This window comes from Streptomyces sp. NPDC037288, from assembly GCF_055603265.1.
This window is the reverse complement of sequence record NZ_JBVJVY010000003.1, coordinates 171997-196200: the sequence shown is the minus strand read 5'-3', so window position 1 is coordinate 196200 and position 24204 is coordinate 171997. Positions and strand designations below refer to the sequence as shown.

Here is a 24204-nt window from a genome sequence, read left to right as displayed (position 1 = left end):
ACCGACAGACGAAGGCAATGAGCGGAATCTGATCGCTTTCAGACACAGGCCAGCCCCGGCCCATGAGCGTGCCGGGGCGGTGGTTGTGCGGCGTGCCCGTGCAACTGGCGGTGGGGGAGGGCGGGCGGTTCCTTCGTTCCTGGCTTTTACGCGCCGTGGCAGCTCGCGTAGACCTGCCCCGCCCCACACCAGCACTCCGCCCCCCGCTGCGGCGGCCAAGCCGCCGCTCGCCCCCGGGCCGCCAGTGTCGTCGCGTACTGCGGGAGCAGGGTCGCGTCTGCCGGGGACGAGCCCTCCGATGCCGCGAAGGCCTCGTACGACGGGACCGTGCCGGTGACGATGCCCAGGTTGGCCGTGCCCGAGGAGGAGAGTTCGCGCAGGGAGGACTCTATGGTCGACAGGTGGGTCTCGTGGGACGGGTACTCCGCGGACAGGGGAGGATACGCCGACAGCAACTCCGCCAGTTCCGGTGCCGGCCAGTGCAGGACCGCCACCGGGAAGGGGCGGGAGAGGGCCTCGCGGTAGGCACCCAGTTCGGCTCGTAGGCGGGAGATTTCCGCGGCCAGTTCCGCCGGGTTGTCGGAGCCCAGGGACCAGACGCGTTTGGGGTCATGGAGTTCGTCCAGCGACACCGGCGACGTGTGGAGTGTGTCGGCCAGGGTGTCCCAGACGTCGTGCGGCAGGCCCCGCATGCGGCGGACGCGGTGGCGGCCGTAGAGGAGGGGGTGCGTGGCGGGCGCCGGGTCGGTGTCCTCCCCCTGCGGCAGGAACAGGTTCGCCGCCTCCGTGAAGGTCTCCTCCGCCGCCTCCAGCTCGTCGTGCGACTCCAGGGACTCCGCGATGATCACCCAGGGGGCCGGGTCGCGGGGGGCGGATGTGCGCAGTCCCTCGATGATCGCCCTCGCCTCGGCCTCGTGGCCGTACTCCCAGAGATTGGAGGCCTTCAGGGCCCTTACCAGGGCTGGGCTCTCCAGGCCTTCGGCGGACGAGAGCAGGCGGTCGTAGAGCGCGGTGGCCGCGGGGCGGTCGCCGGAGAGCTCGAGGTGGGCCGCCGCCCTCAGCAGCAGGGCCTCGGCGTCCTCGGGATACAGTCCGGCGGTCCGCTCCAGGCGTGCCGCTTCGGCGGTGTGGTCGACGTTCTCGGCAGGCGTGTCGGGGCGCATGGGGGACACCGTACTGCCGAGCAGGGACGCAAGGGGTTATGTGCTGGTCATCGGCTCCCCTCCGGCTCCCTACGGCGTCACTCCGTCCACCTGCGGCGTCTGGACCGACGTCGCCGCGAAGCGGACCGACACCGTCTTCCCCGACACGTACGTGTCCGAGTGGGGCTTGTACAGGTCCGCGCCGCCCGTCGTCACGGTTCTGACAGCGGTTTCCAAATCCAGTTGAGGAAGGCGGAGGGTGAGGCCTCAGACCCTTGTGGCTATGGCCAGTTGTGCGCAGTGCGCCTATCGTGCGGGCGGCTCCCGAAGGCCCGTGGAGGCCCGTGGGGACCCCTGGCGGCCCCTGGCGGCCCGTGGAGGCCCATGGAGGTGGTGCGGATGCCGGCAGCGTCGGGCGTGCGGGTCGTACGGCACGTCGACCGGCGCAGGCGTGCCCGGCGCCGGCGGGTGCTGTGGGGCGGGGGCGAGGCGCTCGTCACCCTCGGGGTGCTGCTCATGCTGCTGGTCGCGCACCAGTTGTGGTGGACCAACCGGGAGGCCCGGCGCGGGGCCGAGCGGCAGGTGGAGGCGCTGGAGCGGGAGTGGGGCCCCGGGACGGACACCGGCCGTGCGTCCGCGCCCCCGGATGCCTCCGTCCCGCCGGATGCCTCCGCCGCGCCCGCGTCGGACGCCGGCTCGCCCGGGTCCCGTCCGCCGCAGCGGTCGTACGTCCCCGTCGTCCCGCCCCGGCGGTCCCAGGCGTACGCCGTCCTCACCGTCCCCCGGCTGGGGCTGCGCGTTCCCGTCGCCGAGGGTGTGAGCAAGGCCGACGTCCTCAACAAGGGGTACGTCGGCCATTACCGGGGGACCCAGCAGCCGGGCCAGGCGGGGAACTTCGCGCTCGCCGGGCACCGGAACACGCACGGCGAGCCCTTCCGGTACCTGCCCCGGCTGCGGCGTGGGGACGCCATCGAGGTGGAGACGCGGACGGCGACGTACACGTACGACGTCGACCAGATCCTGCCGCGGACGTCCGCCACGGACTCGGGGGTCGTCCGGCCGGTTCCGCGCTCCCGCGTCCGGCCCGCCTACGGGTACTCCGCTCCCGGCTACTACCTCACCCTGACCACCTGCACCCCCGAGTTCACCTCCCGCTACCGGATGGTGGTGTGGGGAAAGCTGGTGTCCATGCGGCCCCGCTAGGCCCTGCCCGGCGGATCATGTGACCGTTCCGGCTTCCACAACCCCGTGACCGTCGCAGCGATCCGGCTCCGGGCACAGGTCCATTGTCCGGGTGCGGGGCGGCGCCTGTCACCGTTCCCCGGAATGATCTTTATGCCCGATATACGCCTTGAGGTTGCCGTCGACGAGCACAACGCACCGACGGGTCAGGCGGGTGCTGCTGAAGCCGAAGCGGCTGCTGGAGCCGCTGGAGACGGAGCCCGCCTGATCACCCGGGCGTGGCTCAGGAGCCCCCGGAGCCGCCGCCCCTGAGCAGGTCGACGCCCATCCGGTCGGTCCGGCCGGAACGGCCGCCCAGCCGGTGGACCACCACCCAGCGGCCGTCCGCCACGGCTCCGGCGAACAGCGAGGCGTGCCGGGTCGCGCCGTTGTGCCAGCGCAGTCCGCCGGCCGTCTGCCAGGAGGGAGCGGGATCTCCCAGCCGCCGCTCGACCACCAGCCGGACCAGCAGATCGGCGACTGCGCGCGGGGTGGCCCACAGGCCGCCCGCCGGGAGGATCGCCCCGTCCGTGGTCCAGGGCCTGCGCTCCCTCCCGAACGGCCCGGGGGCGAGCAGGCGCCGGCCGGGGTCGGGCCGGACGCTCACCTCGTCGACGTCCACCGGCCGCAGGACGTGTGCGGCGAGCAGTTCCCCGTACGGCGTACCGGCCGCGCTCACCAGCGCCGCGCCCAGGACGGCGTACCCGAGGTTGGAGTACTCCTCCCGCTGTCCCGGCGGCCGGACCACGACCTCGTCCAGCCGGTTGAGCAGTCGGTGCAGGGCGGCATCGTCGAACCCGGCGTACGGGTCGCGGTGTCGGGTGCCCGGCGGAAGGCGCGGCAGCCCGGAGGTGTGCTCGGCCAGGTGCCGCAGCGTGATCCCGGTGCGGGGCGCGGCGGGAAACCAGCGCTCGACCGGGTCGTCGGCGTCGAGCAGGCCGGCTGCGGCCATGCGCATCAGCGCCGTACCGGTGAGGACCTTGGTGAAGGAGCCGATCTCGACGAACCGGTCCACCGCGTGACCGTCACGGGCCCGTGCGGGAGACGCGTCGCTCAGGACACACGTGGGAGTGCGGGGCACGAGCGGGTCCTTCGGGGTGTGGCGGGCGGTGTCGTCGGGCCGGTGGGCCCCGCTCATTGTCCGTCGGCGGCCTCGGCGGCGGGAGCGTGTTTTCCGTCATCACCGGCCACTGCGCTCCCCGTTCGCGCTGGTCAGGTATAAATGGCAGGAAGATACGGGCAGTTGTGGCCGGGAGGAGGGCAGCCGAGTGGTCCGCAGTCCCGCGCGGTCGCGCTCGCTCGCCCCGCTGCTCCTTCTGCTGCTGCCGGTCATGCTGCTCGACACCGGCAGTCTCTCCGCGACCGTGGCCCTCGCCGCGACCGCCGCCGCCGGTTCCGCGCTCGCCCTCTGCTTCCTCCTCACCGCCCGTTCGGCACCTCCCGTCCCGCCCACCCGGGTGCGTACGGCGATACGCGACCGGGCCCGGCGTACGGCCTTCCTGCCGCAGCGCGATCCCGACGCGCCCGGCCGGCGCCGGCCGAGGGCACCCGGACACGCCTTTCCGGCGACCGCCGCGTAGGGCACCCGCACCTCCGTGAGTGACCCCGCGCGGGTCGTCATGCCGTTCTGCTCATCTCCAGCACGCTTCCGGCACGACGAGACCCCCGGAGGGCTCACCCATGTCCGTCTTCTCCCTCTTCTCCCGCCTGGTCGAGCAGCTCGCCGACCTGCTCCAGCCGCTCTTCCACGCCTCCGCGGCCGCCGCCGCGATCGTCCTGTTCACCGCGTTCGTACGACTCCTCGTCCACCCCCTGTCCCGCGCCGCCGCCCGCGGCCGGCGGGCCCGTGCCGCACTCCAGCCGCGAATCGCCGAGCTGCGCGAGAAGCACGCCGAGGACCCGCAGCGGCTGCAGAAGGCGGTGCTGGAACTGCACGCCGAGGAACAGGTCTCGCCGCTGTCCGGCTGCCTGCCCAGCCTGCTCCAGCTGCCCGCCTTCTTCCTGCTCTACCACCTCTTCTCCAGCGCCACGATCGGCGGCGAGGGGAACGGGCTGCTCAGCCACCGGCTGTTCGCGGCGCCGCTCGGCGGGCGATGGTCCGACGCGCTCGGCGGGGACGGGGTGTTCGGCCCGGCCGGGCTGGTCTACCTCGGGCTCTTCGTCCTCGTCGCGGCCGTCGCCACCTTCAACTGCCTGCGTACCAAGCGGATGACGGCGGCCGGCCCCGTCACGGCGGGCGCCGGGGGCGGGGAGCAGGTGCCGGGGCTCGGCGCGGTCAACAAGGTCATGCCGTTCATGTCCTTCTGCACGCTCGTCACCGTGGCCGTCGTACCGCTCGCCGCCGCGCTGTACGTCGTCACCAGCACGGCCTGGAGCGCGGTGGAGCGGGCCGCCCTTTATCAGTAGGAGCCGTGGCTACGGTCCAGTACGTGAACAGGGTCTTGCGGAGTGGACAGCGGGATTGGAGGATCAGCCAGTCCTCCGATGGCTGCACCCATCGGCCGGGCGCCCGCGATCGAGGGAGATTGTGACCATGAAGCTGCTGCGAGTCGGTACGGCGGGGGCGGAGCGGCCCGCGCTGCTGGACGCCGAGGGAACCCTCAGGGACCTGTCGGGGATCGTCGGGGACATCGACGGCGCGCTTCTCGCCGACGAGGCCGCGCTCGGCCGGGTGCGGGCCGCCGCCGAGTCCGGCGAGCTGCCCGCGCTGGACGCGACGGGCCTCAGGACCGGGCCGCCGCTCGGCCGCATCGGGAAGATCGTGTGCATCGGGCTCAACTACCACGACCACGCCCGCGAGACGGGCGCCGAGCCCCCCGCCGAGCCGGTGGTCTTCTTCAAGGCGCCGGACACGGTGGTCGGGCCGAACGACACGGTGCTGGTGCCGCGCGGTTCGGTGAAGACGGACTGGGAGGTCGAGCTGGCCGTCGTCATCGGGCGCACGGCCCGCTATGTCGAGTCGGCCGAGGCGGCGCTCGGGCATGTCGCGGGGTACGCGGTGGCCCATGACGTGTCCGAGCGGGAGTTCCAGATCGAGCGCGGCGGGACCTGGGACAAGGGGAAGAACTGCGAGACGTTCAATCCGCTGGGGCCGTGGCTGGTGACGGCGGACGAGGTTCCGGATCCGCAGGAGCTGTCGCTGAAGCTGTGGGTCAACGGGGAGTTGAAGCAGGACGGTACGACGGCCGAGCAGATCTTCCCCGTGGGTGAAGTCGTGCGGTACGTCAGCCAGTTCATGACGCTGTACCCCGGGGACGTCATCAACACGGGGACGCCGGCCGGGGTGGCCATGGGGCAGCCCGAGCCGAAGCCGTATCTGCGGGCCGGGGATGTGGTCGAGCTGGAGATCGCCGGCCTCGGTCGTCAGCGGCAGGAGTTCAAGGACGCGTAGACGCTTTGCCGGGGAGCGCCGGGGAACTGCGGTTTCGTCGCCCGCTGCGGGTGGTTCGTGGCTGGTCGCGCAGTTCCCCGCGCCCCTTTGGGGGCGCTTCGGATCACCCCAGGAGAGAAGCGAGCCTGCGCCATTCCTGCCTGGGCAGGGCGTCCCGCTCGCCCTCCGTCACCAGCTGGAGGGCCACGTGGTCGGCGCCCGCCTGGTGGAAGGTGTCGATGCGGTCGCGGACGCGCCGGTCGTCGCCCCAGGCGAAGAGCGCGTCGACCAGGCGGTCGCTGCCGCCGTCGGCCAGGTCGTCCTCGGTGAAGCCGAGGCGCAGGAAGTTGCCGGTGTAGTTCGGCAGGGCGAGGTACATGGCCAGGGTCCCGCGGGCCAGGGCGCGGGCGCGGGACGGGTCGGTCTCCAGGACGACCTTCAGCTCCGGCGCGAGCAGCGGGCCCTCGCCGAGGATCTCGCGGGCCTGGGCGGTGTGCTCGGGGGTGACCAGATACGGCACCGCGCCCGCCGCCCGCTCGCCGGACAGCTGGAGGGTCTTGGGGCCGAGGGCGGCCAGCACCCGGCGGTCCGCGGGCACCCCGGCCGCGTCCAGGGCGTCGAGGTAGGAGACCAGGGCCGAGTACGGGCGGCGGTACTGGTCGGCGAGCTTGGCGTGGCTCACGCCGAGGCCGAGCAGGAAGCGGCCGGGGTGGGCGGCGTCCACCGCGGCGAAGGCCGCCGCGCTCGCGTCGGCGTCGTACTGCCAGATGCTCTGGATGCTGGTGCCGACGGCGAGGGTGGTGGTGGCCTCAAGGAGCGGTACGGCGTGCCGGGCTGCGCTGCTGCCGCCCAGCCATGCGGCGCCGTACCCGAGGCTCTCCAACTCGGCCGCCGCCTCCGCCAGTTCGCCGCGCCGGGACGGGTCCTCCGCGCGCAGGCCGACGCTCCAGATGCCGTATCGGCCGATCCTGTCCTTCACGGTGCTCATGGGTCGATCCCTCCGGGTGGGGCCGTGATCGTCAACGTCTGCAGTCATCCCCAACCGGAGGGATGCCTCGGGTAATCCCCGGGGGGCGTCACACCTTCAGGAACTGCTCCAGCCCCGCTACGACGAACCGGTGGTCCTGCAGCTGGGGAAGGCCGGAGACGGTGACCGCGCCGATGACGCCCACGTCCTCGACGGTGATCGGGAACGAGCCGCCGTGGGCCGCGTAGACGTCGGGGTCCAGGCGGGAGGAGTCCTCGAAGGCCGTGCCCTTGGCGCGGAAGCGCGCGCCGACCAGGTAGGAGGAGGCGCCGTAGCGCTCCACCACGCGGCGCTTGCGGGCGATCCAGGCGTCGTTGTCCGGGGTGGAGCCCGGCAGGGCCGCGTGGAAGAGCTGCTGTCCGGCGCGGTGGATGTCGACGGCGACCGGGGCCCGGCGCTCCCGGGCCAGCTCGACGAGGAGCGAGCCGAGGGCCCAGGCGTCGTCGTGGGTGAACCGGCGGAAGACCAGGCGGCGTTCCTGTGCCTCCAGTTCCGCGACGGACGGGGTCTGCTCCGGGGTGGTCCTCGGGGTGATCTGCGGATGATGCTGAGGGTGCTGTTGGTGCTGCGGGTGCTGCATCAGAGGTTCACCGTCACCTTGTCCCGGGCGGACCTGCGGGCCGCTTCCAGGACGTCCAGGGTGTCGGCCGCCTCCAGGGCGGTCACCGGGTTGGGGCCGGCGCCGGTCAGGGCGCGCGCGACGGCCGCGTAGTAGGCGGGGTAGTCGCCGGGGAGGGTCGGTACGGGAGTGCCGCCGCCGGTCACCGGGGACTCTCCGGCGCCGATGCGACCGTAGCGGGACTCGGGCTCCGCGCCCCACCGCGGACCCGGGCGCAGGCCCTCACGCAGGGCCGCCTCCTGCGGGTCGAGGCCGTACTTCACATAGCCGGCGCGGGAGCCGAGGACCCGGAAGCGGGGGCCGAGCTGGGCGGTCGTCGCGGAGACGTAGAGGTGGGAGCGGACGCCGTTCGCGTGGGTGAGCGCGATGAAGGTGTCGTCGTCGGTCTCGGCGCCGGGGCGGCGGATGTCCGTCTCGGCGTACACCTCGGCCGCCGGGCCGAAGAGGACCAGGGCCTGGTCGACGACATGGCTGCCGAGGTCGTACAGCAGACCTCCGATCTCTGCCGGGTCGCCGGACTCGCGCCAGCCGCCCTTCGGCTCGGGGCGCCAGCGCTCGAAGCGGGACTCGAAGCGCCGGACGTCGCCCAGCTCTCCCTGGGAGATCAGCCGGCGCAGCGTCAGGAAGTCGTTGTCCCAGCGGCGGTTCTGGAAGACGGACAGGAGCAGGCCGCGCTCCTCGGCGAGGGTGGCGAGGTCGCGGGCCTCGGCCGCCGTGCCGGCGACCGGCTTGTCGACGACGACCGGCAGGCCCGCCTTGAGGGCGGCGGAGGCGAGCGGGACGTGTGTCTTGTTCGGGGAGGCGATGACGACCAGGTCCAGCCGGTCCGCGCGGTCGAACAACTCCTCGTGCGTGGCGACGGGCGTCACGTCCGGGAACTCGGCGCGGGCCAGCTCCTGCCGCTCCGGGTGGGAGGTGACCACGGTGTCCAGGGCGAGGCCCTCGGTGGCGGCGATCAGCGGGGCGTGGAAGACGGAGCCGGCGAGGCCGTAGCCGATCAGGCCGACGCGGAGGGGGGTGGCAGTCGTGCGTCCTGTCATGGGCCCTACTTTCGCAACGCTGTTGCCAAAGTGCAAGCGGTGGGGACAATGGGTGACGTGAACAGCACGAGGGCGGCGACGAGGACGGGCGGCGGGACTGGTGGCGCCGGGCCGGTGGGGGCGAATCTCGGCGTGGTGCGCAGTCACAACACCGCGCTGGTGCTCGGGCTGCTGCGGGATGCGGGGGCGGAGGGCATCAGCCGGCTCGAACTGGCCGAGCGGACCGGTCTGACCCCGCAGGCCGTCAGCAAGATCACCGCGCGGCTGCGGCAGGAGGGGCTCGCGGCGGAGGCCGGGCGGCGGGCGTCGACGGGCGGCAAGCCGCGCACCGTACTACGGCTCGTGCCGGAGGCCGCGCATGCGGTGGGAGTGCATCTGGACCGCGACGAGCTGCGGGTGGTGCTGGCCGATCTGGACGGGGCCGTGGTCGGGGAGCGGCGGGCCGGGCTGGACCTGGGGGCGGGGGCGCAGGCTGTCCTGGGGGCGGTCGTCGGCGCGGTGGAGGGGGTTGTGCGGGACGGGCTCGGCCGGGGCGCGGAGGGGGCCGCCGGGGCCGGGTCGCCGGCCGGTGCGGGGACACTCCTCGGGGTGGGGGTGGCGCTTCCGGGGCCGCTCGACCATGCACGGGGTGTGCTGCACCGGGTCACCGGGTTTCCCGAGTGGGACGGGTTTCCGCTGCGCGACGCCCTCGGGGAGCGGCTGGGAGTGCCGGTCGTGGTCGACAAGGACACGAATGCGGCGGCGCTCGGGCTGTCGGTCGGGGGTGAGGGGGGATCCTTCGCGTATCTGCATCTCGGTACGGGGCTCGGCGCCGGGCTGGTGATCGGCGGGCGCGTGCATCGGGGGGCGCGGACCGGGGCGGGGGAGTTCGGGCACCAGGTGATCCAGCTGGACGGGCCGCTGTGCGAGTGCGGGAACCGGGGGTGCGTGGAGGTGCTGTGCCTGGCGGCGGTGGGGCGCGGGGAGACCGCGGAGGCGGCGCGGGCGCTGGGGGTCGGGGCGGGGAATCTGGCCGGGTTGCTGGACATCGACGTGGTGCTGCTCGGGGGGCGGACGATCGCGGGGGCGCCGGGGGTGTTCGTGCGGGGGGTCGATGAGGTGCTCCGGGCTCGGGCGGCGCGGGAGGGGACGCGGGGGGAGCCGGTGCCGGTGCGGGTCGCTCCGCGAGGGGAGCGGGTGGTGGCCGAGGGGGCCGCGCAGTTGCTGCTGGCGCCGGTGTTCGGGCGCGGCGACGCGTAGGCGGTGCCCTGCGCTGTGGCCGCCCGGGGCGGGGTCGCCTGCCGGTGCCGGCCCGGCCGGGTGCCCTCCCGGCCGCGGCTACGGCATCGCCTGAAGCCGACGCCAGGGCGCACCCGCAGAAACGGCGCACCCGCAGAAAAGGAAGCGAGGTTCCCGGCGTGCGGGGCAGTCCTGGGTACTCGGTGCGCCGGGCTTTCCCCGGGCAAGGAGGTGCCACGTGCACACGACCAGGACGAGAACGGTCGCCGGTCTGCTGGGAGCCGCCGCGCTCTGCCTCGCGGTGCCCGCCCAGGCCTTCACCGACACCGGCACGGACCGGAAACCCACCCCCTACTGCGGAACGGACCGGGCTTCCGGGCTCGGTGTGTCGGCCACCGGGAACGTGCCCTGTGCCACCGCGCTCCAGGCGGCGGCGGCCTACACCAAGGTCTGGCACGGCACGAAGGGCGCGCCCGTCGAGGTGCGCGCGGCCGGGGCCACGTGGAAGTGCCAGGAACGCCAGGGCGACCCCGACCCCTACCAGGTATGCGTCGACACGCAGGACAACACCCGGCTGGTCCTGCTGTCCTCCTGATCCCGCACCCCGGAGGTCTCATCCCATGATGTCCCCACGTCTGTCGGCGGCTGCGGCCGGTGCCGTGCTGCTCCTCACGCTCTCCCCGGCGGCCCGTGCCGCGTCGTCCGTGCGCCCGGACAGTGCGTGCGACACGGCCGTGGCAGCCGCCGCGAACGCCGAACACGACTACGAAGCCCTGAAGAACGGCATCCAGCGCCAGATCGCCGATGGAGGCCACCCGGACCAGTCCGAGCTGCAGGCGCTCCAGGACGCCGACGCCCAGCGCGCCGCGGCGGCCTCCCAGGCCCAGCGCGTCTGCGGTACCTGACGCCCCGGCCACCGGACCTGCGCCGACCGGGCGGAGTTGCGGCCCGGTCCCGGAGTGGCGTCCGCGGTCCCCGCCCGCCACCCGGCATGGTCATGTGTTCATGCGACTGTGCACGTCCCTGTCCCTCTGCCTGGCCGCAGCCGCCGCCGTGGTCGTCCCCGTGTCGTCGCCGGCACCCGCCTTCGCCGACACACCCCCCGCCTGCGTCGGCGCCGATGCGCGTTCCTTCCCGCTGACCACCCGGATCCGCGGCGGCCCGGACTCCTACGAGGCGGGCGGCGGATTCGGCACCTGGTACCTCGACCTCACCAACACCACCCGCCGGACCTGCACCGGGGTCCACCCGGTGGTCGTCCTCGTCGACGACAAGCGCGCCCTGAAGCCGGACCGGATCGAGCTGGAGTTCTACGACCGCCCCCGGGCCCGGCCGGTGACGTTCGAGGTCACCGACGAGCAGGAGCTGGTCGGTGTGCTCGACGGCGAGGGGTTCGACGGGTTCGCCGTACCGCCCGGCGGGACCGTCAGCGTCAAGCTCAGACTGGCGCTCCGCTCCGACGCCGTGGCCGACCGGGTCACCGCCACCGCCGCCGTGGTCCAGCGCCGGGGGGACGACGGGGACTGGGTCGGGGAGTCCAACGCGTACCGGTTCGGGGTCGCCCGGGACGGCGAGGAGCCGCCGCCGGACCCGCCGCCGGACCCGACGCCGGCCCCGGAAGGCACCCAGGAGGGCGGCGGTGTGGTCCCCAGTGCGTCCGGCACCCCGCAGGCCACCCCCGGCACCGGTACCCCCAGCGCCACGCCCGGCCCCTCCCTGCCGTTCACCCAGGAGACGGCGACGGAGGCGGAGGCGCAGGCGCAGGCGAGGGAGCAGGTGGGGGCGCAGGCGGGGGCGCAGGCGGCCCGGGAGTGGTCCCGCGAGCTGGCCCGTACCGGACACGGCCGCGCCGCCGCGCTGCTCATGGCCGCCGCCGCGCTCCTCGGGTTCGGCGGCGGAGCCCTGCTGCTGGCCCGCAGACGCCGCTGAGCCGTGAACCGGGGTCCCCTGGGGCGCCACACGTCCGGTCTGCGACGATCCCTGCGTGGACTACCCGAACGACCAGGCTCCCGGCGCCCCCGTCCGCTCCGGCATTCCCGAGCACGGCCGCATCCCCAAGTACTACGCGGTGAAGGCACGGATCGCCGCCCTGCTGGAGGAACTCGGGGAGGACGGTGTCATCCCCACCGAGCGGGACCTCGCCGAGCGGTACGACGTCGCCCGGGAGACCGTGCGGCAGGCCGTACGGGAGCTGGTGCTGGAGGGGCGGCTGCGGCGCCGGGGCCGCGGGACGGTCGTGGCCGGGCCCAAGCTCGCCCAGCCGCTGTCCCTCGCCAGCTACACCGAGGGCGTGCGCCGCCAGGGCCGTACGCCCGGACGGACCCTCGTCACGCTGGACCGCTTCCCCTGCCCGGACGCCCTCGCCGCCGAGACCGGGCTCACCCGGGGCGAACCCGTCTGGCACCTGGAGCGTGTGCTGCTCGCCGACGAGGAGCGGGTCGGCCTGGAGAGCACGTACGTCGCCGTCGAGCGGGTGCCGCGGCTGGACGGTGACTTCGACCCCGACTCCTCCTTCTACGGCTACCTCGCCACCCAGGGCATCTCCTTCGGCGACGCCGACGAGCGGATCGAGACCGTGCTGGCCACCCCCCGCGAAGCCCTGCTCATCGGCACCCCGCCCGCCCTGCCCATGCTGCTGATCCACCGGATCTCCCGGGACACGGAAGGACGGCCCCTGGAGCGCGTGCGGTCGCTGTACCGGGGTGACCGGTTCTCGTTCACCACGCATCTCAACGGCTGAGGAGCGCCCTGCCGGCAGCCGACGTGATCACGAAAAGATAACGGGTCTAGCCCAAACATGATGGGTCGTTCACTCTCGTTGTCAGCCGGACCCTTCCGGTTCCCCGATCGCGAGGAGCGTTGCAGCCGTGAGAGTGACAGTCGTCGGAGCCGGCGTGGTGGGCACCATGCACGCCTGGCACGCAGTGCGGCGCGGCCACCAGGTCGTCCAGATCGAGCGCGAGGCCGAGGCGCGCGGCGCCTCGCTGCGCAACTTCGGGCAGATCTGGGTCAGTGGCCGCGCCGGTGGAGAAGAGCTGGAGACCGCGCTGCGGGCGCGGGAGCTGTGGGAGGGGATCGGGAGCCGCGTCCCGGCGCTGGGCTTCCGGGCCAACGGGTCCCTGACCCCTGTCCGCGGCCCCCTCGAACTCGCCGTCGCCGAGGCCGCCGTGGCCCGCCCCGACGCCGCCGCACGCGGCTACAAGCTCCTCACCCCGGACGAGGCCCGCGCCCTCAACCCCGCCCTGCGCGGCGACTTCACCGCCGCCCTGCACTGCGAGCGGGACGCGGCCGTGGAGCCCCGCACGGCTCAACTCGCCCTGCGGGCAGAGCTCCTGGCACACCCGGACTACACCTTCCTGCCAGGCCGGGAGGTGCGCGAGGTGACCGGCGCCGGGACCGTCCGGGACGACCACGGGGACGTCCACCGGGCCGACGCGGTCGTCCTGTGCACCGGTGCCTGGCTCGGCGGCCTGGTCCGCGAACTCGCCGGACCCGGGCTGCCGGTGCGCCGCGTCCGCCTGCAGATGATGCAGACCGACCCGCTCGGCGAGCCGCTGACCACCTCCGTCGCCGACGCCGACAGCTTCCGCTACTACCCGGCGTACGCCTCCCCGGCCCTGGACCGGCTCAACGCCGGACAGCCGCAGCCGGAGACCGCCGCCACGCACCGGATGCAGCTGCTCATGGTGCAGCGCGCCGACGGCGGCCTGACCATCGGCGACACCCACGAGTACGCGCACCCCTTCGCCTTCGACACCGTCGAGGAGCCGTACGAGCACCTCACCGGCGTCGTCGAGTCCCTGCTCGGCCGGCCACTGCCGCGCATCCGCCGCCGCTGGGCGGGCGTGTACGCGCAGTGCACCGAACCCGGCCGGGTGGTGCACCGCCGGCAGGTGCGCGAGGGGGTGTGGCTGGTCACCGGGCCCGGCGGGCGCGGCATGACCTGCGCCCCCGCGATAGCCGAGACCACCGCGAACGAACTGGGCTGGTGAGCACGTTGAACACCACGACCGACATCCGTCTCGTCGTCCTCGACATGGCCGGTACGACCGTCGCCGACGGCGGACTGGTCGAGCGCGCCTTCGAGGCGGCGGCCGTAGAGCTCGGGGTCACACCCGGCTCGGCCGAGCACGCCGACCACCTCGCCTACGTCCGCGCCACCATGGGCGAGTCCAAGATCTCCGTCTTCCGGCACCTGTTCGGCGCCGAGGACCGCGCCCGGCGCGCCAACACCGTCTTCGAGAAGGCGTACGGCGAACTCGTCGACGCCGGCCTGACCGCCCCGGTGCCGGGCGCCCGCGAGGCCATCGAGGAGCTGGCCGCCAGCGGTCGTACCGTCGTCCTGACCACCGGCTTCGCCCGCGTCACCCAGGACGCGATCCTCGACGCCCTCGGCTGGCGCGACCTCGTCCCGCTCACCCTGTGCCCGGCCGACGCGGGCGGACGCGGACGGCCCTACCCGGACATGGTCCTGGAGGCCTTCGTGCGCACCAGGGCCGCCGAGGACGTGCGGCAGGTCGCCGTCGTCGGGGACACCTCGTACGACGTGCTCAGCGGGGTGCGGGCCGGGGCCGGGCTGGTCGCCGGGGTGCGCACCGGGGCCCACGGGGACGAGGAGTTCCGCGCCGCCGGCGCCACGCACGTCCTCGACTCCGTCGCAGGCCTGCCCGCCCTGCTCCTGGGGGCCCGGTGAGATGAGCATCCGCTTCGACTCCGTCACCGTCGCCTACGACGCCCACGTCGACAGCCTCGCCCTCGAACCCTCGGCCTGACCGTCGAGCCCGCCGAGGTCATGGCGCTGCTCGGCCGTCGGCCACCGGCAGCTGACGTGGGCGGGCAGCAGCCGACCGGGGTCAGGATCAGGCCACTTTCACTAGGCTGGGGGCGTCGGTACGCCGTGGTTCCGGCGCCCCCGCTTTCTTGACCGTACGTACGCCAGGAGACGCACAACATGGCAGACCGCAAGCCGATCGAGTCGTGGCTGACCGACATGGACGGTGTCCTGATCCACGAAGGCGTCCCGATTCCCGGAGCCGACGCCTTCCTGAAGAAGTTGCGCGAGTCCGGCCGGCCCTTCCTGGTGCTGACCAACAACTCGATCTACACCGCCCGTGACCTGCACGCCCGACTGCGCCGGATGGGCCTGGACGTGCCGGTGGAGAACATCTGGACCTCCGCCCTGGCCACCGCCCAGTTCCTGGACGACCAGCGCCCCGGCGGCAGCGCCTACGTCATCGGCGAGGCGGGCCTGACCACCGCGCTGCACGACATCGGCTACATCCTCACCGACCACGAGCCCGACTTCGTGATCCTCGGCGAGACCCGCACCTACTCCTTCGAGGCCCTCACCAAGGCCGTCCGGCTGATCAACGACGGCGCCCGGTTCATCGCCACCAACCCCGACAACGTCGGCCCGTCCACGGAGGGCGACCTGCCCGCCACCGGCTCGGTCGCCGCCCTGATCACCGCCGCGACCGGCAAGAAGCCGTACTTCGTGGGCAAGCCGAACCCGCTGATGATGCGGGCCGGGCTCAACGCCATCGGGGCGCACTCCGAGACCTCCGCGATGATCGGCGACCGCATGGACACCGACGTCCTCGCGGGCCTGGAGGCCGGTATGCGCACCTTCCTGGTGCTCAGCGGCGTCACCCAGCCCGACGACGTCGACCGTTACCCCTTCCGTCCCTCGCGGGTCGTCGACTCCATCGCGGACCTGGTCGACCTGGTCTGAACCGGGGTTTTCAAACCCCGGTCCACCCGTTCGGAGCAACGGGGCGCCCCCTGGGATGCGGGGGCGCTCCGGCCGGGGGAGCCTCCTGATAACTGGAGGTTCACGATGGGCTCACTACGCCTCACGTTGTGTACAGGGATTCTGGCCGTCGCCGCGTTCGCCCCGGCCGCCCACGCGGCCGACGGAGCCTCGGTCTCCGTGACCCCCGCCTTCCCCGGCCCCGGCTCGGAGGTGTCCTTGCGGGTGCGCGGCTGCTCCGGGCAGCAGGGCACCGCCACCTCGTCCGCGTTCGTCTCCGACGCGCGGCTGACCGGCGGCCAGGGCGCCCTGACCGGCGAGACACGCGTCCGCTCCTCCCTGGCACCGGGTGTCTACGACGTCAGGATCACCTGCGCCGGCTCAGTGATCACCGGCAAGGTCACGGTGGGCGGCGGGGGAGCCGGGCAGTCCGCGGAGCCCGGCCGGCTGCCCACCGGGGATGCCACGCCCGTCGCCCCCGTCAACGCGGGCGGCGGCGGCACCGCGCACTTCGCCACGGTGGCCACCAGTGAGTCCGGACCCGACACCGTCCAGTCGGTGACCGGACTCGTCCTGGCCGGGATCGCGGCCGTCGCCGTCGGGCTCGGCGCCCGCCGCAGCCGCCGTACGCGCTGAAGCGGCCCATGTCCGACGACCGCGGGCGCGCCACCGGCACCGAGTGGCTCCTCACCGGCCTCACCTGGGCCCTGCTGCTGCTCGGGCTGTGGCTGTGGGGGCGCGGGCTGACCGGCGTACCGCAGGGCACGGACGGCCCCGCCACGGGTGACCTGTTCGCCGCCGAACCCGCCGACCCCGCCCGGCTGCCCCGCCCGGCCACGCCGCTCGGGGACGCCGTACCCCAGCGGGTGGACATCCCCCAGCTGCGGGTGCAGGCACCGGTGGTGAGCCGGGGCCTGGACGCCCAGGGCGCCGTCGACCCGCCGCCCCTCGACCAGCCCGGTGTGGTCGGCTGGTACGGCGCCGGCACCGCCCCGGGTGCGAAGGGCGCGGCGCTCCTGGTCGGACACGTCGACACCGCCACCCGGCCCGCGGTCTTCTACCGGCTCAGCACGCTCACGCCCGGCGAGCGGGTCCGGGTGGTCCGCTCGGACGGCACGGTCGCCGAGTTCACCATCGACGACGTCCGTGTCCTGCCCCGCGCCGGCTTCGACGCCGACCAGGCCTACGGTCCCCACCGGGCCGGCCGCGCCGAGCTGCGCCTGATCACCTGCGGCGGCTCCTTCGACCGCGCCGGCCACAGCTACACGGCCAACGTGGTGGTCTCCGCGTACCTCACCAAAACCACCCGCTGACCCCCGTACGCCCCGCCACACGGCCTCGTTTCGCACCGGCCGGATATGCCACGATTGGCACCCTGACCAGTTCGCCCAGGGGGCCAGGGGGATTCGTATGTACGACAGCAGGGGGGCCCGTTCTTCCGCGCGCGCGTCGGCGGCGGTGGTGCTGGGGGCGGCACTGCTGCTTGCCGGATGCTCCTCCGGGGGCGGGGACGAGCACGGGGACCCGGCGGCCCGCATCACCCAACAGCCCAAGGCCGCCGACCCGTTCTGGGTCAACCCGGACGGCACCGCGGCCCGCCAGCTCGCCGCCTACGCCAAGTCCGGCAGGAAGTCCGAGGCCGAGCAGATCAGAAAGATCGCCGAGCAGCCGGTGGGGGAGTGGATCGGCCCCGAGAACCCGGAGAAGGAGGCCCGAGGCTTCACCGAGGCCGCCCAGAGGTCCGACCGCACGGCCCTGCTCGTCCTCTACAACATCCCGCACCGCGACTGCGGCCAGTACTCCCAGGGCGGCGCCGCCGACGGCAACGCCTACCGCGCCTGGATCGACGGCGTGGCCCGTGGCATCGGTGACCGCTCCGCGATGGTCGTCCTCGAACCCGACGCCGTCCTGCACCTCGTGGACGGCTGCACCCCGGCCCAGTTCCACGAGGAGCGCTTCGACCTCCTCAGGGGCGCGATCGCCAAGCTGAAGTCCCTGAAGAACACCAGGGTCTACCTGGACGCGGGCAACGCCGGCTGGGGCCGCCCCGACCAGATCTACCAGCCCCTCCGGCAGGCTGGCGCCGACCGGGCCGACGGCTTCTCCGTCAACGTCTCCAACTTCTACTCCACCCAGGACTCCATCGCCTACGGCAAGCAGCTCTCGGCCAAGGTGGGCGACAAGCACTTCGTCATCGACACCAGCCGCAACGGCAACGGCCCCTACACGGGCGGCGACCCGGCCCAGCGCTGGTGCAACCCACCGGACCGGGCCCTGGGAGAAGCCCCGACGACGAAGACGGCCGACCCCCTGGTGGACGCCTACCTGTGGGTCAAGCGCCCGGGGGAGTCCGACGGCACGTGCAAGGGGGGCCCGAAGGCGGGGGGCTGGTGGGCGAGTTACGCACTCGGCCTTGCGAAGAACAGCAAGTGATCACGGCACCTTCACCCACTGCGCCTTCGACGGCGTCCCCTGATCGTCGTCCACGAACAGCATGTACCACCCCGACTGCACCAGATTGCGGTTCTTGGGGACGGTCACCGTGATCTTGTCCCCGGCCGTCCTGAAGTCCAGCGCGATCGACCGCTGATCCACATCGGTCACGTGGGTCGAGGCGCTGGGCCGGATCAGCCGCACCTTCTTGATGCCGGCCGCGTGGTTCGACGTGAACGTCCCCGAAGCGCCGCGGGCGATCGTCTGCGGCCCCCCGCTCAAGGACGGCCGGGAATCCCGGTACAGATAGGGCGGCGTGTAGATCTCGATGCGCTGCTCGAACTTCCCCGGCTTCGTGTTCGCCTTGTCCCCGTACAGCGAGTCGGATCCGAAGAACATCACCCGCCCGTCCGGCAGCAGGATCGACCCGGAGTGGTAGTTCCGCCCCACCAGCGGATCGGCGACCTGCGTGAAGCTGTTGCTGTCGGGGTGGTACAGCCGCGCCTGGAGGATGTCGGAGTCGCTGCGCCCCCGGTAGTCCTCCGAGCCACCGGACACCAGGACCGTGTCGTCGGGCAGGATCGAGGACTGCGGATACCGGGTCCCCTTCTCCAGCTCGGGCCCGTCCACGAACCTGGGACTCCCGGCCTTCAGGTCGATCAGCCGCGTCTTCTTGCTCGACAGCTTGGACTCACCGACACCGCCACCCCCGATCACCATGAACTTCTCGTTCTGCGCCGGAGGCAGCAGCACGGTCCCGGAGGTCTCCATCCTGTCCGGATCGCTGAGCCCGGGCAGCTTCGTGAACCTGTTCGTGCCCACGTCCCAGATCCCCGGCTCACGGCCCACGTTGTCCGGCCCGTACCCCGCGTTCGACCCCGAGTAGAAGATCTTCCCGTTCTGCATCAGGAACAGCGCCGGATACGTCGGGAACTGCCGGATCGTCTTCGTGTACGTCCACTTCCTGGTCTTGGGGTCGAAGATCTCGTTCTTGCCCGGCACCAGCTGACCGATGTCGTCCAGGCCGGAGACACTGAGGATCCTGCCGTCCGACAGGGTGGTGAGCGTCGGGTACCAGCGGGCCTCGTTCATCGGGTCGACCTTGATGTACCGCTCGGCGACCGGGTCGAACTCGTAGGCGTCGCGGATGCCCTGGAAGTCCTTCTTGTCGAGGGCGAGCTTCTGCGCGATGCCGTACGTGTTGCGCGCGTCGACGCCGGTCAGACCCTGGATCCGGTAGTTGTCCTGGGTGCCGGTCTCGTACTGGGTGCCGCTCTTCTGCGCCTCGACGTAGATCCGCCCCAGGCCGGGGTCGTTGCGCAGGAACGCGCCGGTCCTCGGGTCGAAGACCTTCTTCGCCCGCGGGACGAGCACCGGGTCCTTGGACACGAACGTCTTGCCGTTGGCCTTGCCGGTGAACTTCGTGCCGGCGGGCAGCGTGATCGGCTTGTCCGGGTTCTCGTTGTGGACGATCACCAGGCCGCCGGCCTTGGTGACGTCGCCCTTGAGCTTCTCGTACCGCTTGGTGCCGCCCGCGATCAGCAGGTTGCCGTTGGCGAGCTGGGTGTGGCCGGTGCAGAACAGGTCGTTGGGCGTGGGGATCTTCTTGATCGTGCCCTTGACCGGGTCCCAGATCCTGGTGTCGAACTTCTTCTTGTCGAAGTTGTCCTGGTTGTTGCCCGAGCCCGCGACCAGCAGCACCTTGCCGGTGTGCAGGAGTGCCGCGTGGATGGTGTCCTGGCGGTACTCCGGCGGGAACTCGATGATGTCCCAGTGGCCGTTCTCGGCCTTGTACTCGGGTCTGTTGATCTTGTACTGGTGGTACTGCGCGGTGCCGAAGCGGTACACCCACGGCCCGTTCATCCCGGCCAGCGCGAGTACCACCGCCGTACCGATCGCGAGTCGACGGGCGCGACGGCGGCCTGCCTGGTCCTTCATTCCTTACGTCCCCCAAGTCCGCCAAGGGCGATCTGCATGGTCTGTTCGTTCTCCCCGGTCCGGTTCCGGTCGCCGTGCCCGGCGGTCGCCCAGGTCGGCCGCTGCTGTGGCACATGCGGCGCGCTGGCCGCGTACGGCGCCGGTACCGCGTCCTGCGGTTCGGCGACCGGCCCCGCCGCCGGCTTCGGCTTCCGCTTCTCCTGCCGCAGCGTGTACCGCCAGGCGAAGATCGGTGAGGCGGTGACCAGCAGGGCGAAGCAGGCCCAGGTGATCATCGCGGGGTGGGAGTGCCCGAACGCGAAGCCGGCCGCGAGGGAGCCGGCGAAGACCAGGATGAAGAACCAGTGGATCCGGAAGGTCCCGAACAGCGTGTCGGGACTCGCCGATTCGCCCTTGGGCGTCACCACGAACTTGCTCTTGCGGCGCAGTACGGCGTCCATGAGGGAGCGCGCGTAGATCGGCGCGGACAGCGCGGACATCACCATGCCCGCGACACCACCGGAGCCCTCCGGCTCGTGCGGGGAGACGTTGTGCCGCCGGTTCCAGACGTACAGGCCGATCTGCAGCGCGGACGCGTTGCCGTACAGCATCAGCCACACGGTCGGGTCGATGTTCACACCCGAGGCGCCCAGGCCCAGGAACAGTGCGCAGCTCAGCGCGGCGAGGATCCAGTTGAGGGCGGACATCGGATAGAAGATGATCATCATCGTGTAGTTGAAGAGCTTGCCCGGCCCCAGCGTGAACAGGCCCTTCCAGTACTGCTTGAGGATCGTCTCGTACGTGCCCCGGGACCAGCGCAGCTGCTGGGTGAAGAAGTCGGTCCAGGCGCTCGGGCCCTCGCCGACGGCGAGCACGTCCGGGGTGTAGACGGACTTCCACTTCCTCCCGGTCGCCGGGTTCTCGGCGCGGTGCATCTCGAAGCCCGTCGCCATGTCCTCGGTGATGGAGTCGTACAGGCCGCCGATCTGCTTGAGCGCCTTGATCCGTACGGCGTTGGAGGTGCCGACGAACATCGGGGCGCCGTAGCGGTTGCCGGCGCGCTGGATCAGGGCGTGGAAGAGGAACTGCTGGGACTCGGCTGCCTTGGTGACGAACGTGTCGTAGTTGCCGTAGACCTGCGGGCCGATGACGAAGCCGACGTCCGGGTCGCGGAAGTAACCGAGCATCCGCTCCAGGTAGTTGGGCAGCGGCACGTGGTCGGTGTCGACGGAGGCGAAGAAGTCGTAGTCGTCGCCGTGCGCCTCCAGCCAGGCGTTGTAGTTGCCGTGCTTGGTCTTCGCCCGGTGCGGGCCCTTGGGCCGGTTCCACTGCGCGACGCCCTTGCGGGAGAAGTGGTGCACACCGAGCCGGGCGCAGACCTCCTTGACGGCCGGGTCGTCGCCCTCGTCCAGCAACCACACGTGCAGCAGCCCCCGGTGACGCAGCTTCACCGCCGCCTCCAGGGTCTTCGTCACCATCTCCAGCGGCTCCTTGCCGGGCACGAAGGAGGTGAGGAAGGCGACGCGGGTGCCGGTCTCGGGGACGACCGGTATCGGGTCGCGGGCGACGAGGGTGGCGTGCGCGTTGGACAGCACGTTCATGCAGCGGAAGAACTCGATCAGGCCGATCGAGACGAGCATGACGGTGTCGAGGGCCGGCAGGAAGTCGTGGGCGGGATAGTCGCGTTCGGTCCAGTGTTCTGGCTGGAGCAGCCAGAACAGCAGCACCAGGGAGAGGACGGGGGCCGCGCCCAGCATGAGCGCGGCGCGGACGCGGTGCGGTTCCTGCGAGAGCAGCGACCGGTACTGCACCTGGTACGGCTTGGTCGGGTCGGGCTGGGTGAGGGGGCCCGCGAGCCGGCTGTAGTGCTCGTAGTCGTATCTCGGCAGGCTCTTCTTCATCCGGCGGAACTGGCCGGTCCGGTGTGTGACCGCCCTGAGCTGTGTGGTCTGTGACGGGTCGTTGTGAACGTGGCTCGGTCCGGCGCCCGGCGGCGTCGACGTCATGAGTCATTCCCCCCACACGCAGGTCACCGCGTGTTTCGTCGGTTCTTTCCGCCCGGCCGGCTCCCCTTAAGCCCACGCGCGCGGATCAGTGGTGGCTCGCAGTCCCCACGTCTTCCTCACCTTATAGACATGGGACGGCGAGCTTCCGGTTGCATGATGCCCCCCTCGGCATCGATTCATGAGCGGGCCCCCTCCCCGCCGTTCTGCAACCGCTTGATTCCCCCCAACTACCGCCAAACGGCGGCAGCTTGGACATCCAAGGGTTCTACGGTGCTCCGCATGATCGCAAGACGCGAAACACGGTGTTTACCGGTCAAACCCGTTCATTGTGGCGCGTGTGGGGGTCCGGAGGCGGGGGTGCGCCGGTGGTCTTCGGCGGCGCAGGCGCGCCGGTGGTGGAGAGGCGGACACGGATGTTGCCGAAGTGGTCTCTTATGGCCTCCTCCGCCCGCGGTGAGTCGCCGGACCGGACCGCGTCCAGGATCTCCCGGTGCTGGCGGCAGGTGACCCTGGGGTCCTGCGGCACGTCCACCAGATCCCGCTGCACCCGGTGGAAGGCGTCCCAGAACGCCTCCAGCACCTCGCTCAGCAGCACGTTGTCCAGTCCCCGGTAGAGGGTGGCGTGAAAGGCGCGGTCGGTCTCGGCGAGGCCGGCTCCCTGCGCGGCCTCCTGTTCCATACGGTCCACGAGGGCGTCCAGTTCAACGAGGTCCGCCTCGGGCAGTCGCCCGGCCAGCCGCGAGACCAGCCCGGTCTCCACGGCCTCGCGCAGCTCCAGCAGCTGCAGCAGGGAGTCCTCGCCCCGGTAGTGCCCGGCGACGGTGCGGAAGGTCAGCCCCTCGATCAGGGGCGCGAAGGACATCGAGCCGACGTACGTCCCGAAGCCGTGCCGGATCTCCACGATCCCCATCGCCTGCAGCGCCTTCAGGGCCTCGCGCACCGAGTTCCGGCTCGCGCCGAGGTACTCCATCAGCTCCGGCTCGGTCGGCAGCGGGGCTCCCGAGGGCAGCCGCCGGTCGACGATCAGCTTCTTGATCCGCTCCTGAAGGTCCCGGGCTGCCATGGCGAGAGGGTATCCGGCCAATCGGGGCATGCGAAAAGCCCCCCGCATACGCGAGGGGCCTTCCGGTCGGTGCGCCGCCAGGGACTCGAACCCCGGACCCGCTGATTAAGAGTCAGCTGCTCTAACCAACTGAGCTAGCGGCGCCTGCTGACACGGATAACTCTACCCGACCTTTCGGGGTGCCTCGGACCACCTGTCGGGGCCGGACGGCCACCTCGGGGGCGGTGTACATCGTTCGGACCGTCAAAGTGGCGGTCCGATGGACAGTTGAGAAACTGATCATCGTGCACGAGCGTGGACAAAACACCCCCGAATGTGAGGTAGATCGCATGACCACTCCGGTGTTCGAGGAAGTCGAGCCCGCGAGGGACTGCGACTGCCCCGGTTGCGTCGAAGCGCGACGGACGAGTCCCCGTCCGTCGTCCGGTCGACCCGGTGGCCGCCCGGCGGCCTGCGGAATCGTCGTCGTGGCCGCCGCGTCGGCCGTCCTCGGCGCGGTCACCCCGGCCGCCGCCGTCACCCCCGGCCGGCCCGCCGGGCAGCGCCCCCACGTCCCCGCCGACGGCGAGACCGAGACCCCCCAGGGCGGCAGGTCCCCGCTGCACGGCGCCGCGGGCAAGCCGGCCGAGCTCACCGCTGTCCCCATCCCCACGACCACCCGGGCCGACATCATCAAGCGCGCCAAGGTCTGGGTCGCCGCACAGGTGCCGTACAGCATGTCGGACTACTGGTCCGACGGGTATCGCCAGGACTGCTCCGGCTATGTCTCCATGGCCTGGAACCTGGGGAGCAACGAGTGGACGGGCAGCCTCGACCAGTTCGGCGTGAAGATCACCAAGGAGGAGCTGCAGCCCGGAGACATCCTGCTGTACCACAACCCCGACAACCCCGAGAAGGGCTCCCACGTGGTGATCTTCGGTGGCTGGACGGACTCCGCGCACACCACCTACACGGTCTACGAGCAGACACCCCCGCACGCCCGCAGCCAGCCCACCCCCTACCCCTACTGGAGCAACGCCGACAAGTACGTCCCCTACCGCTACAAGGGCGTGACCGCGGAGGCGGCGGGCGCCCAGCGCACCGACGGCAAGGCGAGGGTTCCGGGCCGGCCCGCCTCCCACGGGGTCCCCGGCTACCCCGGCCGGAACCTCTTCCGTCCGGGTGCGGAGAACGCGTACGTCGCGCAGCTGGGCCGCCGGCTGGTGGAGAAAGGGTTCGGCAGGTTCTACGCCACCGGCCCCGGTCCGCGCTGGAGCGAAGCGGACCGGCGTGCCGTGGAGGCCTTCCAGCGTGCTCAGGGCTGGCGCGGCGGCGCGGCGGACGGCTACCCGGGACCGGAGACCTGGCGGCGGCTCTTCGCGGACGCGGACCCCGGCCACGAGAGCGGCCGGTGACCCGC

The 24204-nt window shown here is 72.1% G+C and carries 24 protein-coding genes and 1 tRNA gene; 16 read left to right on the top strand and 9 right to left on the bottom strand.

Annotated elements, in window-relative coordinates:
• Positions 1-146: 146 nt before the first annotated feature.
• Positions 147-1163, bottom strand: coding sequence for a hypothetical protein (locus tag ACZ7GZ_RS05015; RefSeq protein WP_471021036.1), 1017 nt, complete (start codon positions 1161-1163; stop codon positions 147-149).
• 378 nt (positions 1164-1541) lie between these two features.
• Here ACZ7GZ_RS05015 and ACZ7GZ_RS05010 point away from each other — a divergent pair, with 378 nt between their 5' ends.
• Complete coding sequence (locus tag ACZ7GZ_RS05010) at positions 1542-2345, top strand: class E sortase (RefSeq protein ID WP_471021034.1); 804 nt, start codon at positions 1542-1544, stop codon at positions 2343-2345.
• Between the two features lie 262 nt (positions 2346-2607).
• On the opposite strand, the gene ACZ7GZ_RS05005 is transcribed toward ACZ7GZ_RS05010, so the two are convergent.
• Complete coding sequence (locus ACZ7GZ_RS05005; RefSeq protein WP_471021032.1) at positions 2608-3444, bottom strand: serine hydrolase domain-containing protein; 837 nt, start codon at positions 3442-3444, stop codon at positions 2608-2610.
• Between the two features lie 187 nt (positions 3445-3631).
• On the opposite strand from ACZ7GZ_RS05005, the gene ACZ7GZ_RS05000 reads away from it, so the two are divergent.
• The 3 genes from ACZ7GZ_RS05000 to ACZ7GZ_RS04990 all read left to right on the top strand — a co-directional run bounded on the left by ACZ7GZ_RS05000 (position 3632) and on the right by ACZ7GZ_RS04990 (position 5754).
• Entirely contained in the window at positions 3632-3943 is a 312-nt protein-coding gene (locus ACZ7GZ_RS05000; RefSeq protein ID WP_471021031.1) for a DUF6412 domain-containing protein, read from the top strand.
• A gap of 100 nt (positions 3944-4043) precedes the next feature.
• Positions 4044-4769 carry a YidC/Oxa1 family membrane protein insertase gene (locus ACZ7GZ_RS04995; protein WP_471021030.1) on the top strand — a complete coding sequence of 242 codons (726 nt, stop codon included), beginning with the start codon at positions 4044-4046 and terminating at the stop codon, positions 4767-4769.
• 127 nt (positions 4770-4896) lie between these two features.
• Positions 4897-5754 (top strand): fumarylacetoacetate hydrolase family protein, encoded by an 858-nt coding sequence (locus tag ACZ7GZ_RS04990; protein ID WP_471021029.1) that lies wholly within the window; start codon positions 4897-4899, stop codon positions 5752-5754.
• Positions 5755-5857: 103 nt separating this feature from the next.
• On the opposite strand, the gene ACZ7GZ_RS04985 is transcribed toward ACZ7GZ_RS04990, so the two are convergent.
• The 3 genes from ACZ7GZ_RS04985 to ACZ7GZ_RS04975 all read right to left on the bottom strand — a co-directional run bounded on the left by ACZ7GZ_RS04985 (position 5858) and on the right by ACZ7GZ_RS04975 (position 8419).
• Positions 5858-6721 (bottom strand): LLM class F420-dependent oxidoreductase, encoded by an 864-nt coding sequence (locus tag ACZ7GZ_RS04985; protein WP_471021027.1) that lies wholly within the window; start codon positions 6719-6721, stop codon positions 5858-5860.
• Between the two features lie 88 nt (positions 6722-6809).
• On the bottom strand, positions 6810-7340 hold the full coding sequence (locus ACZ7GZ_RS04980; RefSeq protein ID WP_471021026.1) for a heme-degrading domain-containing protein: 531 nt from the start codon (positions 7338-7340) through the stop codon (positions 6810-6812).
• On the bottom strand, positions 7340-8419 hold the full coding sequence (locus ACZ7GZ_RS04975) for a Gfo/Idh/MocA family protein (RefSeq protein WP_471021024.1): 1080 nt from the start codon (positions 8417-8419) through the stop codon (positions 7340-7342). Before ACZ7GZ_RS04975 ends, ACZ7GZ_RS04980 begins: the two co-directional genes overlap by 1 nt.
• A gap of 48 nt (positions 8420-8467) precedes the next feature.
• Between ACZ7GZ_RS04975 and ACZ7GZ_RS04970 the strand changes: the two genes are divergently transcribed.
• From ACZ7GZ_RS04970 to ACZ7GZ_RS04920, 11 genes are all read left to right on the top strand, one after another.
• A complete protein-coding gene (locus tag ACZ7GZ_RS04970) occupies positions 8468-9658 on the top strand; it encodes an ROK family transcriptional regulator (RefSeq protein ID WP_471021023.1) in 1191 nt (396 codons plus the stop codon).
• Positions 9659-9875: 217 nt separating this feature from the next.
• Positions 9876-10232: a hypothetical protein gene (locus ACZ7GZ_RS04965; protein ID WP_471021022.1), complete on the top strand. Its 357-nt coding sequence runs from the start codon at positions 9876-9878 to the stop codon at positions 10230-10232.
• A 25-nt stretch (positions 10233-10257) separates the two neighbouring features.
• Positions 10258-10542 (top strand): hypothetical protein, encoded by a 285-nt coding sequence (locus ACZ7GZ_RS04960; protein WP_471021020.1) that lies wholly within the window; start codon positions 10258-10260, stop codon positions 10540-10542.
• Between the two features lie 94 nt (positions 10543-10636).
• The gene (locus ACZ7GZ_RS04955; RefSeq protein WP_471021018.1) at positions 10637-11566 is read left to right on the top strand and encodes a hypothetical protein; all 930 of its coding nucleotides are present in this window, start codon (positions 10637-10639) and stop codon (positions 11564-11566) included.
• 55 nt (positions 11567-11621) lie between these two features.
• Positions 11622-12377, top strand: a complete 756-nt coding sequence (locus ACZ7GZ_RS04950; RefSeq protein WP_471021017.1) for a GntR family transcriptional regulator — start codon at positions 11622-11624, stop codon at positions 12375-12377.
• 127 nt (positions 12378-12504) lie between these two features.
• Positions 12505-13629: a TIGR03364 family FAD-dependent oxidoreductase gene (locus tag ACZ7GZ_RS04945; RefSeq protein ID WP_471021015.1), complete on the top strand. Its 1125-nt coding sequence runs from the start codon at positions 12505-12507 to the stop codon at positions 13627-13629.
• Positions 13626-14330 carry a phosphonatase-like hydrolase gene (locus ACZ7GZ_RS04940; protein WP_471021012.1) on the top strand — a complete coding sequence of 235 codons (705 nt, stop codon included), beginning with the start codon at positions 13626-13628 and terminating at the stop codon, positions 14328-14330. The genes ACZ7GZ_RS04945 and ACZ7GZ_RS04940 overlap by 4 nt, the downstream gene beginning before the upstream one ends.
• A gap of 258 nt (positions 14331-14588) precedes the next feature.
• Positions 14589-15368: an HAD-IIA family hydrolase gene (locus ACZ7GZ_RS04935; protein ID WP_471021010.1), complete on the top strand. Its 780-nt coding sequence runs from the start codon at positions 14589-14591 to the stop codon at positions 15366-15368.
• Between the two features lie 105 nt (positions 15369-15473).
• Positions 15474-16022, top strand: coding sequence for a hypothetical protein (locus tag ACZ7GZ_RS04930; protein WP_471021008.1), 549 nt, complete (start codon positions 15474-15476; stop codon positions 16020-16022).
• A gap of 8 nt (positions 16023-16030) precedes the next feature.
• Positions 16031-16699: a class F sortase gene (locus ACZ7GZ_RS04925; protein WP_471021007.1), complete on the top strand. Its 669-nt coding sequence runs from the start codon at positions 16031-16033 to the stop codon at positions 16697-16699.
• Positions 16700-16796: 97 nt separating this feature from the next.
• Positions 16797-17819 (top strand): glycoside hydrolase family 6 protein, encoded by a 1023-nt coding sequence (locus tag ACZ7GZ_RS04920; protein WP_471021006.1) that lies wholly within the window; start codon positions 16797-16799, stop codon positions 17817-17819.
• On the opposite strand, the gene glxA is transcribed toward ACZ7GZ_RS04920, so the two are convergent.
• From glxA to ACZ7GZ_RS04900, 4 genes are all read right to left on the bottom strand, one after another.
• Positions 17820-19757 carry a radical copper oxidase GlxA gene (gene glxA / locus ACZ7GZ_RS04915; RefSeq protein WP_471021003.1) on the bottom strand — a complete coding sequence of 646 codons (1938 nt, stop codon included), beginning with the start codon at positions 19755-19757 and terminating at the stop codon, positions 17820-17822.
• Positions 19754-21742: a glycosyltransferase family 2 protein gene (locus tag ACZ7GZ_RS04910; protein ID WP_471021002.1), complete on the bottom strand. Its 1989-nt coding sequence runs from the start codon at positions 21740-21742 to the stop codon at positions 19754-19756. The genes glxA and ACZ7GZ_RS04910 overlap by 4 nt, the downstream gene beginning before the upstream one ends.
• Positions 21743-22055: 313 nt before the next feature.
• The gene (locus ACZ7GZ_RS04905) at positions 22056-22805 is read right to left on the bottom strand and encodes a FadR/GntR family transcriptional regulator (protein ID WP_471021000.1); all 750 of its coding nucleotides are present in this window, start codon (positions 22803-22805) and stop codon (positions 22056-22058) included.
• Between the two features lie 70 nt (positions 22806-22875).
• Positions 22876-22949: transfer RNA gene (locus ACZ7GZ_RS04900), tRNA-Lys, on the bottom strand.
• Positions 22950-23134: 185 nt separating this feature from the next.
• Here ACZ7GZ_RS04900 and ACZ7GZ_RS04895 point away from each other — a divergent pair.
• Positions 23135-24199: a peptidoglycan-binding protein gene (locus ACZ7GZ_RS04895; protein ID WP_471020999.1), complete on the top strand. Its 1065-nt coding sequence runs from the start codon at positions 23135-23137 to the stop codon at positions 24197-24199.
• Positions 24200-24204 lie beyond the last annotated feature (5 nt).

Excerpts from the sequence above, each read along its gene's own strand:
- ACZ7GZ_RS04895 (WP_471020999.1), top strand. The coding sequence starts at position 23,135 with ATGACCACTCCGGTGTTCGAGGAAGTCGAGCCCGCGAGGGACTGCGAC.
- ACZ7GZ_RS04930 (WP_471021008.1), top strand. The coding sequence starts at position 15,474 with ATGGGCTCACTACGCCTCACGTTGTGTACAGGGATTCTGGCCGTCGCC.
- ACZ7GZ_RS04990 (WP_471021029.1), top strand. The coding sequence starts at position 4,897 with ATGAAGCTGCTGCGAGTCGGTACGGCGGGGGCGGAGCGGCCCGCGCTG.
- ACZ7GZ_RS04925 (WP_471021007.1), top strand. The coding sequence starts at position 16,031 with ATGTCCGACGACCGCGGGCGCGCCACCGGCACCGAGTGGCTCCTCACC.
- ACZ7GZ_RS04935 (WP_471021010.1), top strand. The coding sequence starts at position 14,589 with ATGGCAGACCGCAAGCCGATCGAGTCGTGGCTGACCGACATGGACGGT.
- ACZ7GZ_RS04995 (WP_471021030.1), top strand. The coding sequence starts at position 4,044 with ATGTCCGTCTTCTCCCTCTTCTCCCGCCTGGTCGAGCAGCTCGCCGAC.
- ACZ7GZ_RS04980 (WP_471021026.1), bottom strand. The coding sequence starts at position 7,340 with ATGCAGCACCCGCAGCACCAACAGCACCCTCAGCATCATCCGCAGATC.
- ACZ7GZ_RS04970 (WP_471021023.1), top strand. The coding sequence starts at position 8,468 with ATGGGTGACGTGAACAGCACGAGGGCGGCGACGAGGACGGGCGGCGGG.
- ACZ7GZ_RS04905 (WP_471021000.1), bottom strand. The coding sequence starts at position 22,805 with ATGGCAGCCCGGGACCTTCAGGAGCGGATCAAGAAGCTGATCGTCGAC.
- ACZ7GZ_RS04920 (WP_471021006.1), top strand. The coding sequence starts at position 16,797 with ATGTACGACAGCAGGGGGGCCCGTTCTTCCGCGCGCGCGTCGGCGGCG.
- ACZ7GZ_RS04910 (WP_471021002.1), bottom strand. The coding sequence starts at position 21,742 with ATGACGTCGACGCCGCCGGGCGCCGGACCGAGCCACGTTCACAACGAC.
- ACZ7GZ_RS04985 (WP_471021027.1), bottom strand. The coding sequence starts at position 6,721 with ATGAGCACCGTGAAGGACAGGATCGGCCGATACGGCATCTGGAGCGTC.
- ACZ7GZ_RS04960 (WP_471021020.1), top strand. The coding sequence starts at position 10,258 with ATGATGTCCCCACGTCTGTCGGCGGCTGCGGCCGGTGCCGTGCTGCTC.
- ACZ7GZ_RS05010 (WP_471021034.1), top strand. The coding sequence starts at position 1,542 with ATGCCGGCAGCGTCGGGCGTGCGGGTCGTACGGCACGTCGACCGGCGC.
- ACZ7GZ_RS04975 (WP_471021024.1), bottom strand. The coding sequence starts at position 8,419 with ATGACAGGACGCACGACTGCCACCCCCCTCCGCGTCGGCCTGATCGGC.
- ACZ7GZ_RS05015 (WP_471021036.1), bottom strand. The coding sequence starts at position 1,163 with ATGCGCCCCGACACGCCTGCCGAGAACGTCGACCACACCGCCGAAGCG.
- glxA (WP_471021003.1), bottom strand. The coding sequence starts at position 19,757 with ATGAAGGACCAGGCAGGCCGCCGTCGCGCCCGTCGACTCGCGATCGGT.